19 protein-coding genes and 1 pseudogene are annotated in these 17,745 nt (G+C 65.1%); 7 read left to right on the forward strand and 13 right to left on the reverse strand.

From position 1 onward, the window contains the following. A pseudogene (locus tag G3N98_RS23740) lies at nt 1-278 on the reverse strand (SDR family NAD(P)-dependent oxidoreductase); the annotation flags it as partial. Between the two features lie 107 nt (nt 279-385). On the opposite strand from G3N98_RS23740, the gene G3N98_RS23745 reads away from it, so the two are divergent. From G3N98_RS23745 to G3N98_RS23755, 3 genes are all read left to right on the forward strand, one after another. Further along, nucleotides 386-1,417: a CDP-6-deoxy-delta-3,4-glucoseen reductase gene (locus G3N98_RS23745; protein ID WP_011352940.1), complete on the forward strand. Its 1,032-nt coding sequence runs from the start codon at nt 386-388 to the stop codon at nt 1,415-1,417. 291 nt (nt 1,418-1,708) lie between these two features. Then, nucleotides 1,709-2,893 carry an acetylornithine transaminase gene (locus G3N98_RS23750; protein WP_206149386.1) on the forward strand — a complete coding sequence of 395 codons (1,185 nt, stop codon included), beginning with the start codon at nt 1,709-1,711 and terminating at the stop codon, nt 2,891-2,893. A gap of 13 nt (nt 2,894-2,906) precedes the next feature. Further along, the gene (locus tag G3N98_RS23755) at nt 2,907-3,362 is read left to right on the forward strand and encodes a GNAT family acetyltransferase (RefSeq protein ID WP_089473418.1); all 456 of its coding nucleotides are present in this window, start codon (nt 2,907-2,909) and stop codon (nt 3,360-3,362) included. 24 nt (nt 3,363-3,386) lie between these two features. On the opposite strand, the gene G3N98_RS23760 is transcribed toward G3N98_RS23755, so the two are convergent. The 9 genes from G3N98_RS23760 to G3N98_RS40225 all read right to left on the reverse strand — a co-directional run bounded on the left by G3N98_RS23760 (nt 3,387) and on the right by G3N98_RS40225 (nt 10,721). Next, nucleotides 3,387-4,058: a DUF2278 family protein gene (locus tag G3N98_RS23760; protein WP_069248650.1), complete on the reverse strand. Its 672-nt coding sequence runs from the start codon at nt 4,056-4,058 to the stop codon at nt 3,387-3,389. A 274-nt stretch (nt 4,059-4,332) separates the two neighbouring features. Then, the gene (locus G3N98_RS23765) at nt 4,333-5,049 is read right to left on the reverse strand and encodes an ABC transporter ATP-binding protein (protein ID WP_089426143.1); all 717 of its coding nucleotides are present in this window, start codon (nt 5,047-5,049) and stop codon (nt 4,333-4,335) included. After that, nucleotides 5,049-5,825, reverse strand: coding sequence for an ABC transporter ATP-binding protein (locus G3N98_RS23770; protein WP_069248652.1), 777 nt, complete (start codon nt 5,823-5,825; stop codon nt 5,049-5,051). Before G3N98_RS23770 ends, G3N98_RS23765 begins: the two co-directional genes overlap by 1 nt. A gap of 23 nt (nt 5,826-5,848) precedes the next feature. Continuing rightward, on the reverse strand, nt 5,849-7,018 hold the full coding sequence (locus G3N98_RS23775) for an ABC transporter ATP-binding protein (RefSeq protein ID WP_046544596.1): 1,170 nt from the start codon (nt 7,016-7,018) through the stop codon (nt 5,849-5,851). 18 nt (nt 7,019-7,036) lie between these two features. Next, nucleotides 7,037-7,987: a branched-chain amino acid ABC transporter permease gene (locus tag G3N98_RS23780; protein WP_006488946.1), complete on the reverse strand. Its 951-nt coding sequence runs from the start codon at nt 7,985-7,987 to the stop codon at nt 7,037-7,039. A 211-nt stretch (nt 7,988-8,198) separates the two neighbouring features. After that, on the reverse strand, nt 8,199-8,942 hold the full coding sequence (locus G3N98_RS23785) for an amino acid-binding protein (RefSeq protein WP_206149387.1): 744 nt from the start codon (nt 8,940-8,942) through the stop codon (nt 8,199-8,201). A 203-nt stretch (nt 8,943-9,145) separates the two neighbouring features. Next, nucleotides 9,146-10,126 (reverse strand): 4-hydroxy-3-methylbut-2-enyl diphosphate reductase, encoded by a 981-nt coding sequence (ispH, locus tag G3N98_RS23790; RefSeq protein ID WP_011352949.1) that lies wholly within the window; start codon nt 10,124-10,126, stop codon nt 9,146-9,148. 2 nt (nt 10,127-10,128) lie between these two features. Continuing rightward, the gene (locus tag G3N98_RS23795; protein WP_046544593.1) at nt 10,129-10,584 is read right to left on the reverse strand and encodes a peptidylprolyl isomerase; all 456 of its coding nucleotides are present in this window, start codon (nt 10,582-10,584) and stop codon (nt 10,129-10,131) included. An 11-nt stretch (nt 10,585-10,595) separates the two neighbouring features. Continuing rightward, nucleotides 10,596-10,721, reverse strand: a complete 126-nt coding sequence (locus tag G3N98_RS40225; RefSeq protein WP_256093565.1) for a hypothetical protein — start codon at nt 10,719-10,721, stop codon at nt 10,596-10,598. Between G3N98_RS40225 and radC the strand changes: the two genes are divergently transcribed. The 4 genes from radC to nadB all read left to right on the forward strand — a co-directional run bounded on the left by radC (nt 10,720) and on the right by nadB (nt 13,908). Then, nucleotides 10,720-11,505: a DNA repair protein RadC gene (gene radC / locus G3N98_RS23800; RefSeq protein ID WP_089473421.1), complete on the forward strand. Its 786-nt coding sequence runs from the start codon at nt 10,720-10,722 to the stop codon at nt 11,503-11,505. The genes G3N98_RS40225 and radC overlap by 2 nt on opposite strands. 237 nt (nt 11,506-11,742) lie before the next feature. Then, entirely contained in the window at nt 11,743-11,976 is a 234-nt protein-coding gene (rpmB, locus tag G3N98_RS23805; protein ID WP_004186391.1) for a 50S ribosomal protein L28, read from the forward strand. Between the two features lie 17 nt (nt 11,977-11,993). Further along, entirely contained in the window at nt 11,994-12,161 is a 168-nt protein-coding gene (rpmG, locus tag G3N98_RS23810; protein WP_006478046.1) for a 50S ribosomal protein L33, read from the forward strand. Between the two features lie 160 nt (nt 12,162-12,321). Then, the gene (gene nadB, locus G3N98_RS23815) at nt 12,322-13,908 is read left to right on the forward strand and encodes an L-aspartate oxidase (RefSeq protein WP_046544591.1); all 1,587 of its coding nucleotides are present in this window, start codon (nt 12,322-12,324) and stop codon (nt 13,906-13,908) included. A gap of 91 nt (nt 13,909-13,999) precedes the next feature. On the opposite strand, the gene nadC is transcribed toward nadB, so the two are convergent. From nadC to G3N98_RS23830, 3 genes are all read right to left on the reverse strand, one after another. After that, a complete protein-coding gene (nadC, locus tag G3N98_RS23820; RefSeq protein ID WP_206149388.1) occupies nt 14,000-14,881 on the reverse strand; it encodes a carboxylating nicotinate-nucleotide diphosphorylase in 882 nt (293 codons plus the stop codon). 83 nt (nt 14,882-14,964) lie between these two features. Next, nucleotides 14,965-16,101: a quinolinate synthase NadA gene (gene nadA / locus G3N98_RS23825; RefSeq protein ID WP_071334971.1), complete on the reverse strand. Its 1,137-nt coding sequence runs from the start codon at nt 16,099-16,101 to the stop codon at nt 14,965-14,967. Nucleotides 16,102-16,356: 255 nt separating this feature from the next. Continuing rightward, a complete protein-coding gene (locus G3N98_RS23830; protein WP_089426146.1) occupies nt 16,357-17,550 on the reverse strand; it encodes an acyl-CoA desaturase in 1,194 nt (397 codons plus the stop codon). Nucleotides 17,551-17,745 lie beyond the last annotated feature (195 nt).

Genomic DNA, 17,745 nt, shown 5'->3' on the forward strand with positions numbered 1-17,745 from the left:
TGCCGGTCGTCGCGGCCATCGGACTGCGGCGGCGCGAGATGCAGGATCGTGCGGGCCAGGCCCGCGAGGCGGCCGAGCGTCGCCCGGCGATCGAGGTCGCCGACGATCGGCGTCGCGCCTGCGGCGCGCAGTTCGTCGCGGCGGGCCGGATGGCTCGTCAGCGCGAAGATCCGCAGGTTGCGGCGCGTGTCGCGCCATTGCGCGACGCAGCGCATGCCGACGTCGCCGCAGCCGACGATCAGTGCGCGCGGCCGGCGCAGGATTCGAGTCGCGATCATGTTGGTTGCGAAATCAGTAGCCACCGCTGCGCGACGCGCAACGGGTTTGCATTGTAGCTGCCGTGCTCGACATGCACGGTCCCCACATTTTGTTCTAGTTTGGTTCTATGGCATTCAACGTCACTCTCAAGCAAAGCGGCCGGCAATTCCAGGTCGAGTCGGACGAAACCGTGCTGGCGGCTGCGCTGCGCCAGAACGTCCATCTGCCGTACGGCTGCAAGAACGGCGCGTGCGGCTCCTGCAAGGGCCAGATCGTGTCGGGCCAGATCGAACAGGGCCCGCACGCCGCGTCGGCACTGTCCAACGACGAACGCACGCGCGGCCTCGCGCTGCTGTGCTGCTCGAAGGCGCAGTGCGATCTCGAAATCGACGTGCGTGAAATCGCCGGCGTCGACGGCGTGCAGGTCAAGAAGCTGCCGTGCCGGATCGCCGCGCTCGAGCGCAAGGCCGACGACGTGATGGTCGTGAAGCTCCAGTTGCCCGCCAACGAACGCCTGCAGTATCTCGCGGGCCAGTACGTCGAGTTCATCCTGAAGGACGGTTCGCGCCGCAGCTACTCGATGGCGAACGCGCCGCACGAGGAAGGCCCGGTCGAGCTGCACATCCGCCACATGCCGGGCGGCAAGTTCACCGACCACGTGTTCGGCGCGATGAAGGAGCGCGACATCCTGCGCTTCGAAGGCCCGCTCGGCACATTCTTCCTGCGTGAAGATTCCGACAAGCCGATCGTGCTGCTCGCATCGGGCACGGGCTTCGCGCCGATCAAGGCGATCATCGAGCACGTGAAGCACACGGGCATCACGCGCCCGATGACGCTTTACTGGGGCGCGCGCCGCAAGAAGGACATCTATCTCGGCGAGCTCGCCGAGCAATGGGCACGCGAGATCCCGAACTTCAAGTACGTGCCGGTGCTCTCCGAGCCGGACGCCGGCGATCAGTGGACGGGCCGCACCGGCTTCGTCCACCGCGCGGTGATCGAGGATCTGCCCGACCTGTCGGGCCACCAGGTGTACGCGTGCGGCGCGCCGGTGATGGTCGAATCCGCGCAGCGCGACTTCACGCAGCACCACGCGCTGCCGGCCGACGAGTTCTACGCGGACTCGTTCACGAGCGCCGCCGATCTCGCGCATCCGGTCTGAGGCCCGCGCACCCGCGTACGGCACTGCACGCTGCGATGTCACATCCGTGGCATCGCGGCGGTTTACAGTGACGCGCGGGATGCCTTATGCTTGCGCACATGAACTGCTTCCTGTCCGCCCTTCGACGTCGCCGCTCGCCGCTCCGCCCGGATGCCGCAGGCTCGTCACGGACTCGCGCGTAACCCACACCGCTTCACCGGTTACGCACAAGCTGTTCGACCCACCAGCCACGGCCTTCCGTGGCTTTTTTATTGCCTATTTCCCTTTCAACGTCCGCTGGAGTCTGCTGCCATGCCCCTGAACGATTATCCGATCGACTCGCTGATGTACATCACGAACCGCCCCGACATCGTGTTTACGCACGGCAAGGGTTCGTGGCTCTACGATCACACGGGCAAGCGCTATCTGGACTTCATCCAGGGCTGGGCCGTCAACAGCCTCGGCCATTGCAACGAAGGCATCGTCGACGCGCTGAAGACGCAGGCGGAAAAGCTGCTGAACCCGTCGCCCGCGTTCTACAACGAACCGATGGCGAAGCTCGCGGGCCTGCTCACGCAGCACAGCGTGTTCGACAAGGTGTTCTTCACGAACAGCGGCGCGGAAGCGAACGAAGGCGCGATCAAGCTCGCGCGCAAGTGGGGCCGCAAGTTCAAGAACGGCGCGTACGAGATCATCACGTTCGACCACAGCTTCCATGGCCGCACGCTCGCGACGATGTCGGCCAGCGGCAAGCCGGGCTGGGACACGATCTACGCGCCGCAAGTACCGGGCTTCCCGAAGGCCGAGCTGAACGACATCAACTCGGTCGAGAAGCTGATCACCGACAAGACCGTCGCGGTGATGCTCGAACCGATCCAGGGCGAAGGCGGCGTGATTCCGGCCACGCGTGAATTCATGCAGGCGCTGCGCGCGCTGACGAAGCAGCACGACCTGCTGCTGATCGTCGACGAAGTGCAAAGCGGCTGCGGCCGCGCGGGCACGCTGTTCGCGTACGAGCTGTCCGGCATCGAGCCGGACGTCATGACGCTCGCGAAAGGCATCGGCGGCGGCGCCCCGCTCGGCGCGCTGCTGTCGAAGGCCGAGTTCGCGGTGTTCGAGGCCGGCGACCAGGGCGGCACGTACAACGGCAACCCGCTGATGACGGCGGTCGGCTATTCGGTGATCTCGCAGCTCGTCGCACCGGGCTTCCTCGAAGGTGTGCGTGCGCGCAGCGAATACCTGAAGCGCAAGCTGCTCGAGCTGTCGGAAGAGCGCGGCTTCGAAGGCGAACGCGGCGAAGGCCTGCTGCGCGCGCTGCTGCTCGGCAAGGACATCGGCCCGCAGATCGTCGAGAAGGCCCGCGACATGCAGCCCGACGGCCTGCTGCTGAACGCCGCGCGGCCGAACCTGCTGCGCTTCATGCCCGCACTGAACGTGACGACCGAGGAAATCGACCGGATGATGGCGATGCTGCGGTCGGTGCTCGACACGCTCTAAGGAGACCGCCGCGATGGATGCCGCCGCCGATGCTGTCGCAATCCGCCCGTTCGAACGCGCCGACACCGATGCCGTGCTCGCGGTATGGCGCGACGCGTTCCCGCAGTACGAAGACGCGGATGCGCCGCCGCACCGCGATCCGCTGCGATCGATCGAGCTGAAGCTCGCGACGCAGCCGGAACTGTTCTTCGTCGCGACCAGCCGCGCGCGCGTGGTCGGCACGCTGATGGCGGGTTTCGACGGGCATCGCGGCTGGCTCTACTCGTTCGGCGTATCGAACGACGCACGCCGGCTCGGCATCGGCCGCGCGCTGATCGCGCATGCGGAACGCGCGCTCGCCGCGCGCGGCTGCCTGAAGATCAACCTGCAGGTGCTCCCCGGCAACGACGATGCGTGCCGCTTCTACGCGGCGCTCGGCTATCGCGTCGAGGAACGCATCTCGTTCGGCAAGACGCTGCCGGCCGCGTGAAGCAGAGGCCGGCAGCCCGCCACTTCAGCGCGTGATCGGCCCCGCGCCCGGCAGCGGATTGCCGAGCGCGTCGGTCGGCACGGCCTGCTGCTCGAACGCGGCGAAATACGCGGCCCACTGCGTATCGCTCACGCGCACGATCAGCGCGCCGTCCTGCCAGATGTCGTTGTGGTCGTTGTGGTCGTCGCCCGCGCGGTGCAGGTAGTTCGAGCCGGTCGAACCCTGGTTCATGTGCGTGTCGTGGATGCCGTTGCCTTCCGCATACGAGCGGCCGAACACGACGACGTCGAGCCCCTGCGACTGCGCGGCGTTCACGAGCCGCAGCAGCGACGGGATCGGCTCCTGATTCTCGGTACCGTCCATCACGGCGCTCGGGCGCCACGCGCCCGTTTCGTTCAGGATGTCGCTGCGCAGGTAGTCGAGCGCGGGCAATGCCGCCTGCCCCGTCAGGTCCGTGTAGCCCTCGGCCGCGGCCGCGAGCGTCTGCGTGATCGGGTGGTGGAAATCGTAGACGAGCTTGTAGTTCAGCAGGTCGTCCGCGTCGTTGGTGCCGACGTTGATCGCGACGTCCCAGTCGCCGCCGGGCAACGCCAGCGTCAGGTGGATGTGGTACTGGATCTCGCTGCCGTGCGGCGAGCCTTTCAGCTTCGCCACCGATGTCACCTTCGCCTTCACGAAACCGTAGTCCAGACTCATGCGTGCTCTCCGTGTCCCGATGGGCCGCCGATGCTACATGGCCCGTGTGTCGGTTTGCAGGCGACCGGCAACGAGCGGCCGCCCCCATCGTTCCCGCGCCGCGTGCGCGGCGCGACAGTCGAATGGAGTCGCGCCCGCATGCACAAGTTCGGCCGGAATCGCATCACACGAAAAAAAAGGCTGTCACGGCATCCCGTGACAGCCTTTCGAAAGCCCGTGTGCGACGCGGCCGGCATCTGCCGCCGCGCGCCACCGGGCCCGCTCATTCACTCACTCATTCACCCAGGTACGCGGCACGCACCTTCGGATCGTCGAGCATCTGCTTCGCATCGCCTTCCATCGTGACCGTGCCCGAATCCATCACGTAGCCACGGTCGGCCGCCTGCAGCGCGAGGCGGGCGTTCTGCTCGACGAGCAGCACCGTGATGCCCTCCTTCGAGATTTCACGCACCACTTCGAAGATCTTCTCGACCATGATCGGCGACAGGCCCATCGACGGCTCGTCGAGCAGCAGCAGCTTCGGCTTCGAGAGGATCGCGCGCGACATCGCGAGCATCTGCTGCTCGCCGCCCGACAGCGTGCCCGCGAGCTGCGTCGCACGCTCCTTCAGGCGCGGGAAGAAGCCGAACATGCGGTCGACGTCCTTCTTGATCTGCTCGCCGTCGTTGCGCAGGTACGCGCCCATCTGCATGTTCTCGACGATCGACATCCGCGCGAAGATCCCGCGGCCTTCCGGCACCATCGCGAGGCCGCGCTTGAGCAGCTCGTGCGTCGGAATGCCCTTGATCGACTTGCCCTCGTACTCGATGTCGCCGGCCGAATACGCCTTCAGACCCGTGATCGCCTTCATCGTCGTGGTCTTGCCCGCGCCGTTCGCGCCGATCAGCGTCACGAGCTCGCCCTGACGGACTTCCATGTCAACGCCCTTGACGGCCTGGATGCCGCCGTAGTTGACCTGCAAGCCCTTGATTTTCAACATTGCCGCTGCCATCAGTGCACCCCTGCGCCGAGATATGCCTCAATCACCTTCGGATTCTTCTGCACGTCCTGCGGCAGACCCTCGGCGATCACCTTGCCGTAATCGAGCACCGTCATCCGGTTGCACAGCCCCATCACGAGCTTCACGTCGTGCTCGATCAGGAGAATCGTGCGGCCGTCCGAGCGGATCTTGTCGAGCAGGCGCGTGAGTTCGACCTTCTCGGTCGCGTTCATCCCGGCCGCCGGCTCGTCGAGCGCGAGCAGCTTCGGGTCGGTGGCCAGCGCGCGCGCGATCTCGAGGCGGCGCTGGTGGCCGTACGACAGGTTGCGCGACGTATAGTCCGCGTACTGCAGCACGCCGACGTATTCGAGCAGCTCGATCGCGCGTTCCTTGATCTCGCGCTCTTCCTGGCGTTCGGCCGGCGTCTGGAACACCGCGCCGAGCAGCCCGTGCTTGGTGCGCACGTGGCGGCCCACCATCACGTTCTCGAGGGCCGTCATCCCGCCGAACAGGCGGATGTTCTGGAACGTGCGCGCGATGCCCGTCTTCGCGACCTGATGCACCGCGGTCGGCTTGTACTCCGTGCCGTCGAGCTTGAACTCGCCGGAGTCCGGCGTGTAGAGGCCCGTGATCACGTTGAAGAACGTCGTCTTGCCGGCGCCGTTCGGGCCGATCAGGCCGTAGATCTCGCCTTCCCTGATCTGCAGACCGACATCGGACAGCGCCTGCAGGCCGCCGAAGCGTTTGTTCACGCCCTGCACGGACAGTCGGATTTGTTTGTCGCTCATGTGTGTATCCCCTTGTCCGTCGATTAAGCGCGCACCGGCTTCTTGCTGGCGCGCTTCGCCAGTTTCGCGATCTTGTCCTCATGCTTCGGCGCGGGCCACAGGCCTTCCGAGCGATACAGCATGATGACGACCATCGCGAGGCCGTACAGCGCCTGACGGATCACTTCCGTATCGACGATGTCATGACCGAACAGCGCGTGCTGCAGCGGGCTCATCGTCGAGCGCAGGAATTCCGGGAAGATCGCGAGCAGCACCGCGCCCAGGATCACGCCCGGGATGTGGCCCATGCCGCCGAGCACCACGCAGGCCAGCACGACGATCGATTCCCAGAACGTGAACGATTCCGGCGACACGAAGCCCTGGAACGAACCGAACATCGCACCCGACAGGCCGCCGAACGACGCACCCATCGCGAATGCGAGCAGCTTCACGTTGCGGGTGTTGATGCCCATCGCCTTCGCCGCGATCTCGTCTTCGCGGATCGCCGCCCATGCGCGACCGATACGCGAGTGCTGCAGGCGCGTACACACCCAGATCACCAGCAGCGAGCACAGCACGAACAGGTAGTAGTACATGTAGACCGACGGCAGCTGGATCCCGAACAGCGAGTGCGTCTGCGCGAGGCTGAAGTCGCCGATGTGCACCGGATCGATGCCCGTGATCCCCTTCGGGCCGTTGGTGATGTTCACCGGACGGTCGAGGTTGTTCATGAAGATCCGGACGATTTCACCGAAGCCGAGCGTCACGATCGCCAGGTAGTCGCCGCGCAGGCGCAGCGTCGGCGCGCCGAGCAGGATCCCGAAGGTCGCCGCCAGCGCCATCGCGATCGGCACGATGATCAGGAACGGGATGTGCAGCCCGTTCGGCGCGAGCGCCGCGATCCACTCGAATTGCGAGGTCAGGTGCGGCGAGCTCAACAATGCCGCGGTGTACGCACCCACCGCGTAGAACGCGATGTAACCCAGGTCGAGCAGGCCGGCGAAGCCGACCACCACGTTCAGGCCCAGCGCGAGCATCACGTACAGCATCGCGAAGTCGAGCACGCGGACCCAGTAGTTGCCGCCGGCCGAGCCGATGATGATCGGCGCCGCGATCACGAAGACCGCGGTCAGGAGGCCGATGATGACCGTCTTGGTGGTGTTGCGCTCTTCGACGAGCGACGTCGAGGATTCGATCGGTTGAATGGATGTCATGTTGTTTGCTCCCTTCCGTTACGCGCGATCCGCGACACGTTCGCCCAGCAGGCCGGACGGACGGAACACCAGCACGATGATCAGCACGATGAAGGCGAACACGTCCTGGTAGTTACTGCCGAATACGCCGCCCGTGAGGTTGCCGATGTAGCCGGCCCCGAGCTGCTCGATCAGGCCGAGCAGCACGCCGCCGACCATCGCGCCGCCGAGGTTGCCGATCCCGCCCAGCACCGCGGCCGTGAATGCCTTCATGCCGGGGATGAAGCCCATGTAGAAGTGCACGTTGCCGTATTCGGATGCGATCATCACGCCGGCCAGCGCGGCGAGCGCGGAGCCGATCATGAACGTCGCCGAGATCACGAAGTTCGGGTTCACGCCCATCAGGCTCGCGGTGTTCGGGCTTTCGGCGATCGCGCGCATCGCGCGGCCGAGCTTGGTCTTGTGCACGAGCAGCAGCAGGCCGCCCATCACGATGAACGCCACCGCGATGATCACGATTTCAGTCACCGAGATCACGGCGCCGGGCGTCGTGTCGGTGGCCTTGATCACGTTGATCGGATCGGTCGGCAGCAATTGCGGGAACGGCAGCGGGTTGCGCGACCAGATGATCATCGCGGCGGTCTGCAGCAGGATCGACACGCCGATCGCGGTGATCAGCGGGGCGAGGCGCGGAGCGCGACGCAGCGGCCGGTAGGCGACCCGTTCGATCGTGAAGCCGACGAATGCACAGACGACTGCGGCGATGCCCAGGCCGATCGTCAGCGTCGCGACGTTGCCGAGTCCGGGGAAATGGTTCTGCAGCACGGTGATGGCCGACAGGGCGACCATCGCGCCAATCATCAGCACGTCGCCATGCGCGAAGTTGATGATGCCGAGAATGCCGTACACCATCGTGTAACCCAACGCGATGATGGCGTAGACACTGCCGAGCACCAGCCCGTTGAGAACCTGCTGGACGAAAATATCCATTTAAAGCTCCTTGGCCCGTGCTGCCGGAGGACGTTGCGCCCCGCGGGTAAGCGAGGAATCGCGCCTTCTCGGCGACACTGCGGGTACTAGTCGATACCGGTAAGGGTGGATCGTCCCGGCGCGCCCCGCCCGGCCTGTACGGCCGGACCTGCCGCCGGAGCGGATACAAAAACGGCACCGCACTGTTCCGGTGCCGTCATGAGTCCCGTCGCTAAATCGTCACGACATCGAGGACGGTGTTCGTGGCCTCCTTGAAGTCGTAGGGCAGCATGCCGAGACGGCCATCGTCCGGTTGCCCGGCATCCGTGCCTTGTCCCGTCCGGTGCGAGGCAAGCCCCGCACCCGGGCGGATTGGATTCCGTGCCGCGGTGCCTCGCGAGGCACCGCGAACGCCGCGCCCGACATTCGTCAGGACTGCGTCGGAATCCATCGTACGAACCAGACCGCGCGCCGCGACATCATTGCTCGCGGCAACGCGCTGTTTCGTCGAATCGAAATGAAAGGGGACCGGCGACATCGGCACGCTGCCCGCATCGCCGGGCACCCGGGCCGGCCTGCGTCGATCGGCGCGCACGGTCGCTGTCACGCCACGACCGGCGGCCTGCCGTGCTGCAACCTGCGTGCGCGCTGCCTGACCGTTCGCCAGGCCAAGCGCGTTGATTTCCTCGATCGCCAAACGTGCCCCGTTTTCCTTGTCCTTGCCCAATTGCGCGGTGCGGCACACGAACGGTGCCGCACGACCGGTTCCGGCGACGCGCACGCCGCTGGCCGGCGGTGCCGCGAACGCCGCAGCCTCCCTCCCCGCCTCGTCGTCGCTCTTTTTGCTGCAGCCGGCAAGCATTGCAACCGGTGCGGCGACGGACATGGCGTAAGCCAACTTCACATGCATCGAGTGGTCTCCCGCGCCTTGCCAAAATCCGATTTCAAAGCCATTCAGGCCTGAAAACGGGCGCATTGTAACTCCATTTATAGGACGCCAATAATCCTGATTCGATGGGGTTTTCCTGCATTGCAACCAATTTTGAGAGACGCTTGGAAGCGCGCAGAGCAACCCGGTTGCACCATTGGTCCGAATAATGGTTGCGATTGCGATTTCGACAGGCAAAAAAAAGCGCGCCGTCAGGCGCGCTTCGGTGTTCCGCGGGTGCGATGCGGCAATCAGGCGGCGGGCGGCAGGTTCAACCCGCGCGGCAGCGGAAACGACACGTTTTCCTCGATGCCGTCGAGCGCGCGCACATTGCGCACCCCGAGTTCGCGCAGCCGCGCGATCACGGCCTGGGCGAGCACTTCGGGGGCCGACGCGCCGGCCGTCACGCCGATGCGACGCTTGCCTGCGACCCATGCCGGATCGATCTGGTCGGGTGCATCGACCATGTACGCGTCCACGCCGCGCTTCTCGGCCACTTCACGCAGGCGGCTCGAATTCGAGCTGTTCGGGCTGCCGACGACGATCACGACATCGCACTGCGGCGCCATGAACTTCACGGCGTCCTGGCGGTTCTGCGTCGCGTAGCAGATGTCCTGCTTCTTCGGTTCGCGGATCTTCGGATACTTGGCCTTCAACGCGCCGATGATCTCGGCTGCGTCGTCGACGGACAGCGTCGTCTGCGTGACGAGCGCGATGCGTTCGGGATCGGCGAGCTCGAGCTTCTGCACGTCCTCGACGCTCTCGACGAGATGCATGCCGCGCTCGACCTGCCCCATCGTGCCTTCGACTTCAGGATGGCCCTTGTGCCCGATCATGACGATGTCGACGCCGTCCTGGCGCATCTTCGCCACTTCGACGTGCACCTTCGTGACGAGCGGGCAGGTTGCGTCGTAAATGCGCAACCCGCGCACGTCGGCCTCGTCGCGCACGGCCTTCGACACGCCGTGCGCGCTGAAGATCACGGTATTGCCGGCCGGCACTTCCTCGAGTTCCTCGACGAAGATCGCGCCTTTCTTCTTCAGATCCTCGACCACGTACTTGTTGTGGACGATCTCGTGACGGACGTAGATCGGCGCACCGTGCATCGCGATGGCGCGCTCGACGATCTCGATCGCGCGATCGACGCCCGCGCAGAAACCGCGCGGCTGGGCCAGCAGGATTTCGGCATCGGCGGCGACGGTCTGCCCGGACAGTGTATCGGTGGTGCTCATGATTACAGGATTCCGATGATTTTCACTTCGAACGTGAGCGCTTGGCCCGCGAGCGGATGATTGAAGTCGAACAGTGCCGAGGTTTCGCTGACTTCCTTCAGCACCCCAGCGTATCGGCCGCCGTCCGGCGCGTTGAACTCGATCAGCTCGCCCGGCGTGAAATCGTCGCCGACCATCCCGTTCTCGCGCAGCGTCGACAGCGTCACGCGCTGGAGCATGTCGGGATTCCGGGGACCGAACCCCTGTTCGGGGGCTAGCTGAAAAGTCGAATGGTCGCCGACCCTGAGGCCGATCAGAATCTGTTCCAGCGACGGCGCCAGTTGCCCCGCGCCGAGCAGCAGCGTGGCCGGCTTGTCGGTGAAGGTGTTGACGATATCGGCGCCGTCGGCGAGTGCCAGCCGGTAATGCAACGTGACGTGGGAACCGGGCTTCACTTCGGATAGATCGATGAGGCTCATGAATTACTCGTTCAGTCGGCGCCCGATACGGCCGAAAGGCCCGGCGCAAAACCAATATTGTAAGTCACCTGAGCGCGCAAGGCGGAAAGTGCGACGACGTCGCGCACACTGCCCGCCGCCAATGGAGTTTCAAGCATGCTGTCACCCTGCCCAGCCTTGCCGCCAGTCGAATGCCGCGACAGCACCGATCTGCCGGCCGATCTGCCGGCCGATCCGCCCGGCCGCGTCATCCCGATCCACCGGCGCAAGCACCGCCTGCGCGGCTGGCGGCCCGAGCGGCCACGCGAGCGATTGCTGGAGCGCGGGCCGGCGGCGCTGACCGACGACGAACTGGTCGCCCTGCTGCTCGGCACAGGCAAGCCCGGGCACGACGTGTTCACCACCGCCCGCGCACTGGTCAAGCAGTTCAAGTCGTTGCACGGGTTGCTCGAGGCGACCACCGACGATTTCGAGGCGCACCCCGGCATCGGCCCCGCGCGCGCCGCGCGGCTGGTTGCCGTCATCGAGATCGCGCGTCGCATGCTGAAGGAGAAAGCGCACGAGAAGAAGCCGATCGATTCGCCCGGCGCGGTCGAGGACTATCTGCGGCTGAAGATCGGCGCGCGTCCGTACGAAGTGTTCGCCGCGGTCTACCTCGACGCGCGCCACGGCCTGATCGACATGGAGGAAATCACGCGCGGCTCGCTGACGCGCATGGCCGTCTACCCGCGCGAGATCGTGCGCCGCGCGATCGCATACAACGCCGCGGCACTGATCGTTGCCCACAACCATCCGTCGGGCGCGGTGCAGCCGAGCGCGGAAGATCGCCGCCTGACCCGCGCGCTGCACGACGCGCTCGCGCTCGTCGATGTCAGGCTGCTCGATCACGTCGTGATCGGCACCAGTGATACTTTTTCGTTCGCACGGGCCGGTTGGATGTAGACTGTGCGGTTGCGGCCCGCCCAACGGCGCCGCAACGGTGATGCGAAATTAGGTTTGATTTTTCTGAACTTTTTCTGCTAGAATCGCCGTCTGTCTTTTTTCCAACCAGTTCTAGCCATCGAAGGGCCTTGTCTGTAAGGGCTTCGGCGTTCTGAGTGCAGCCATGGATCACGTGGCGGTACGATGGAACCTTCATCGGCGATCGAACCCCGAATTTAGCGTATTAGGAGTGCTCTCATGGCACGCGTATGCCAAGTAACTGGGAAAGCGCCGATGAGCGGCAACAACGTTTCCCACGCCAACAACAAGACCAAGCGTCGCTTCCTGCCGAACCTGCAAAACCGCCGGTTCTGGGTTGAGAGCGAAAACCGCTGGGTGCGCCTGCGCGTCTCGAACGCCGGCCTGCGCCTGATCGACAAGAACGGCATCGATTCCGTGCTCGCTGACCTGCGCGCACGCGGCGAAGCCTAAGCCCAAGGAGCACAATCATGGCAAAAGGCGCACGCGACAAGATCAAGCTCGAGTCGACCGCTGGTACGGGTCACTTCTACACGACCACGAAGAACAAGCGCAACATGCCGGAAAAGATGGCGATCAAGAAGTTCGATCCCGTCGTCCGCAAGCATGTGGAATACAAAGAAACCAAGATCAAGTAATCTCCGGTTTCTGCTAGCCTGACGGCGACCGAAAAGCCCCGCACATGCGGGGCTTTTTGTTTTGCGCGCACGCTCCGGCGCGACGCGGTATGCTCTCCCCTTTCCGCGGCCACGGCCGCCGGAACGCACAAGATCAAAAGCGTAACGATGGAGATGCAGCATGAAATTCGACGTGGCGATCGTCGGCAGCGGCCTGGCAGGGCTGTCGGTCGCACTCAACCTGGCCAGCACGCGACGTGTCGCGCTGATCGCGAAACGGTCGATGATGGAGGGCGCGAGCGATAACGCGCAAGGCGGCATCGCGGCAGTCCTCGATTCGGCGGACAGCATCGAGAACCACGTCGACGACACGCTGGTCGCCGGTGGCGGCTTGTGCGACGAAGGCGCGACGCGCTATATCGTCGAGCACGGCCGCGAAGCGATCGAATGGCTGATCTCGCAGGGCGTGCCGTTCACGAAGGACGACGCGGCCGAGCTCGGCTTCCACCTTACGCGTGAAGGCGGCCACAGTCACCGCCGGATCATCCACGCGGCCGACGCGACCGGCCATGCGGTGCTCGCCACGCTGTCGGCGCGTGCACGCCAGCATCCGAACATCACGTTCTTCGAAAACCACCACGCGATCGACCTGATCACGTCGGACCGGCTCGGCCTGCCCGGCCGCCGCTGTCACGGCCTGTACGCGCTCGACGTCGACAACGACCGCACGATCACGATCGAGGCCCCGCATACGGTGCTCGCAACAGGCGGCGCCGGCAAGGTCTACCTGTACACGACGAACCCCGACACCGCGACCGGCGACGGCATCGCGATGGCGTGGCGCGCAGGTTGCCGCGTGTCGAACATGGAATTCATCCAGTTCCACCCGACCTGCCTGTTCCATCCGTATGCGAAGTCGTTCCTGATTTCGGAAGCCGTGCGCGGCGAAGGCGGCCTGCTGAAGCTGCCCGACGGCACGCGCTTCATGCCCGCGCACGATCCGCGCGCCGAACTCGCGCCGCGCGACATCGTCGCGCGCGCGATCGACTTCGAGATCAAGAAGCGCGGGATCGACTGCGTGTATCTCGACATCAGCCACCAGCCGGAAGCGTTCCTGCGCGAACACTTCCCGACGATCCACGCGCGCTGCCTCGAATTCGGCATCGACATCGCGAAAGAGCCGATTCCCGTCGTGCCGGCCGCACACTACACGTGCGGCGGCGTCGTCACCGACCTCGCCGGGCGCACCGATCTCGCGGGCCTGTATGCGGTCGGCGAAACGTCGTACACGGGGCTCCACGGCGCGAACCGGCTCGCGAGCAACTCGCTGCTCGAATGCCTCGTGATCGGCCGCGCGGCGGCCGAGGCGATCGAAGCGGCCGGCTTCGATGCCGAAACGCCGGCCACGCTGCCCGCGTGGGACGAAAGCCGTGTGTCGGATGCGGACGAGGAAGTCGTCGTTGCGCACAACTGGGACGAGCTGCGCCGCCTGATGTGGAACTACGTCGGCATCGTGCGTACCGACAAACGCCTCGAACGCGCGAAGCACCGGCTGTCGCTGCTGCGCGACGAGATCCAGGAGTACTACGCGAACTTCCGCGTAACGCGCGACCTGCTCGAACTGCGCAACCTCGTCGACGTGGCGACGTTGATCGTGAAGAGCGCGCACTCGCGCCGCGAAAGCCGCGGGCTGCACTACAGCCGCGACTGGCCGAACTCGCTGCCGAAGGCGCTGCCGAGCGTGCTCACGCCGCGCGCGCGTCGCTGAGCGGCACGCCCTTCCCGGCTGCGCCCGCACAGGAAAAAAGCCGTTGGCGTTTGCGCGCCAACGGCTTTTTTGTCTGATCGAACGCGTTCGGTCAGTCGACGATCCGCATCGAATAGTCGGTCGCGCGCACGTCCTTCGTCAGCGCGCCGATCGAGATGCGATCGACCCCCGTTTCCGCGAACGCACGCACCGTATCGAAATTGACGCCGCCCGACACTTCGAGCACGGCCTGGCCGTTCGCCACGCGCACCGCTTCACGCATCATGTCGAGCGTGAAGTTGTCGAGCAGCACCGACTGCGCGCGATGTGCGAGCGCCGTATCGAGTTGCGCAAGCGTCTCGACTTCGACCTGCACGGGCACGCCCGACTCCAGCGCAAATGCCGCGTCGAGCGCCTCGCCGACACCGCCTGCCGCCGCGATGTGGTTTTCCTTGATCAGGATGCCGTCATACAGCGCGAGCCGCTGGTTCTCGCCGCCGCCGACGCGCACCGCATACTTTTGCGCGAGCCGCAGGCCCGGCAGCGTCTTGCGCGTATCGAGGATCTTCGCACGCGTGCCTTCGACGCGATCGACGTAACGACGCGTCGCGGTCGCGACGCCCGACAGCAGTTGCAGGAAGTTCAGCCCGTTGCGCTCGGCCGTCAGCAGCGCGCGCGCCGGCCCTTCGAGTTCGCAGACGGTCGAATCGGGCGACATACGATCGCCTTCGCGATAACGCCACTGCACCATGATCGCCGGGTCGATCCGGGCAATCACGGCCTCGAACCACGGCACGCCGCACAGCACGGCTTCCTCGCGCACGATGATGCGTGCACGGCGACGCCCGCCGGCCGGTACGAGCCGCCCGGTCTGGTCGCCGGTGCCGACGTCTTCCGCGATCGCATCGGCCACGTTGCGCGCGATCGCATCGTCGAATGCCGCGCCGTACTGCTCGCGGACGATGTTGAAGAGCGGGGATACTGCGGAACTCACGCCGCCTGCCGCCGGGCCGTCCCCAAGGAAGGTGGCCGCCCCCTCGGGGGGCAGTGAACGAATGTGAGCGTGGGGGCTATTCATTACGCCGCCCCCACGTTCGCGAACAGTTGCTGGTCACGCTGCAGATCGCCGCTCGCCTGCACGCGCTTCTTGTGCGCGGCCGCGAAATCGAGCATCCGGTCGATCGGCAGGCGTGCGCGCTCGCCGATCGCGGGATCGACGAAGATCTCGTTGTGACCGCGTTCGAGCACGTCGGCAAGGTTCGCGAGGCCGTTCATCGCCATCCACGGGCAGTGCGCGCAGCTCTTGCAGGTGGCGCTGTTGCCGGCCGTCGGCGCGGCGATGAAGGTCTTGCCGGGCGCCGCAAGCTGCATCTTGTGCAGGATGCCGAGATCGGTTGCAACGATGAAGTGCGTCGCGTCGAGCTTGACCGCCGCATCGATCAGCTGCGTGGTCGAGCCGACCACATCGGCCTGCGCGACGACGTTTTCCGGCGATTCGGGGTGGACGAGCACCTTCGCGTCCGGATACTCGGCGCGCAGCAGATCGAGCTCGATACCCTTGAATTCGTCGTGAACGAGGCACGAGCCTTGCCACAGCAGCATGTCCGCGCCGGTTTTCTTCTGGATGTAGCTGCCGAGATGGCGATCCGGCGCCCAGATGATCTTCTCGCCGCGCGCGTGCAGGTCGGCCACGATCTCGAGGCCGATCGACGACGTGACCATCCAGTCCGCGCGCGCCTTCACGGCGGCGCTGGTATTCGCGTAGACGACGACGGTACGGTCGGGATGCGCATCGCAGAACGCCGAGAATTCGTCGACGGGGCAGCCGAGGTCGAGCGAACAGGTCGCGTCGAGATCGGGCATCAGGATGCGTTTGTTCGGGCTCAGGATCTTCGCGGTTTCGCCCATGAAGCGCACGCCGGCGACGACCAGCGTCTGCGCGTCGTGGTCACGGCCGAAGCGGGCCATTTCGAGCGAATCGGCGACACAGCCGCCGGTTTCGTCGGCGAGTTCCTGCAACTCGGCGTCGACGTAGTAGTGCGCGACCAGCACGGCCTTTTCACGCACGAGCAATGCCTTGATGCGCGCTTTCAGCGCGGCCCGCTCTTCGGCGGACGGTGCATCGGGCACCTTGGCCCATGCCTGCCCTACCCCGCATACGGTCCCTGCTGCAACGGGCCGGTCGTACTCGACGGGTTTGATCGTCGATTGCATCTCCATATCTCCTGTCGACCCGAGTTGGCGCTTTAGCGCTTACTCGGGTCCCATGCTTCGCGGTCGATCAGAGTTAGCACTTCAACGCCCACTCCGATCCCATCCCCTGCGTTCGCCCCGGAGCAACACTTCCACGCTGCCCCAAGCCTCATACCAATCCGGCCCTGCCGAACACCGTTCAAAAACCGGCGGACCAAATAAAAAACCCCGCCAACGCGGGGTTTTTGACGTTCTTAGATTCTAATCGATTTCGAATCAGGCGTAGCGGCGCAGGCGCGTCGCAAATTCCTGCAGCGCCTTGATGCCGCTTTGTTCTGCGCGATGGCACCAATCCTGCAATTGCGCGAGAAGCTGTTCGCGCGATGCGGTCGAACGATCCCAGATCGCGGCGAGATCCTGGCGCAGCTGGAAGTAGGTTTGCAGCTTCTGGCTGTTCGCGAAGATTTCCGGCAGCAGCTTCTTCTGCGGCTCGTCGAGGCCGTCGGCGTCCTTGTGGAACCACTTGCGCGCGCCGCGCATCATCTGGTACTTCTCGCCGCCGATTTCCTTCAGGTGCGCGAGCTCCTGGCGGTACGCACGCTTCACGGCCTTGCCGTAGCGCGCCATCACTTCGTAGCGGTTCGACAGCACGGCCTGCAGCGTTTCCTGGTCGAGCACCGTCTTCGGCTTGTTCAGGCGCGGCGTCGGCGCGACCTTCTTCACCTTCGCGAGACCGAACGCCGACATGATGCGGATGTACATCCAGCCGATGTCGAACTCGTACCACTTGTTCGACAGCTTCGCCGACGTCGCGAACGTGTGGTGGTTGTTGTGCAGTTCTTCGCCGCCGATCACGATGCCCCACGGGAACAGGTTCGTGCTCGCGTCGGCCGAGTTGAAGTTGCGATAGCCCCAGAAGTGACCGAAGCCGTTGACGACGCCGGCCGCCCAGAACGGAATCCAGACCATCTGCACGGCCCACACGGTCAGGCCGATCACGCCGAACAGCGCGACGTCGATCACCATCATCAGGCTGATGCCGAGAATCGGGTACTTCGAATAGACGTTGCGCTCGACCCAGTCGCTCGGCGTGCCGTGGCCGAACTTGCGCATCGTCTCTTCGTTCTTCGCTTCCGCGCGATACAGCTCGGCGCCTTCGAGGAACACCTTCCAGATGCCGCGCGTCTGCGGGCTGTGCGGATCTTCCTCGGTCTCGCACTTCGCGTGGTGCTTGCGGTGAATCGCGGCCCACTGGCCGGTCAGCATGCCGGTCGTCATCCACAGCCAGAGGCGGAAGAAGTGGCTCGCGATCGGATGCAGCTCAAGCGCGCGGTGCGCCTGGCAGCGGTGCAGGTAGACCGTCACGCCGATGATCGTGACGTGCGTGACGGCGAGCGCGAACAGCGCGACCTGCCACCACGAAAAATGCAGGAGCCCGTGGGAAAGAAAATCGAGCAGGGAATTCAACAAGGCAGTTACCTGTGATGAGAGCGACGCCGGCACGCGCCGAGCGTCAGAAAAATGAAAGCATACCGCGTGTAGACCAGAATTTTACTTCAACCGTTCCAAGTCTTTGTAAAAAATGAACATTTTCTTGCCCTGACGCAACAAACACAGTCCATGGGCGGACTTGGAAAGGCCCGCGATCCGGTTCCGGCCGCGGGG

It is taken from the genome of Burkholderia sp. Tr-20390 (genome assembly GCF_017104595.1).
Taxonomy (GTDB): domain Bacteria; phylum Pseudomonadota; class Gammaproteobacteria; order Burkholderiales; family Burkholderiaceae; genus Burkholderia.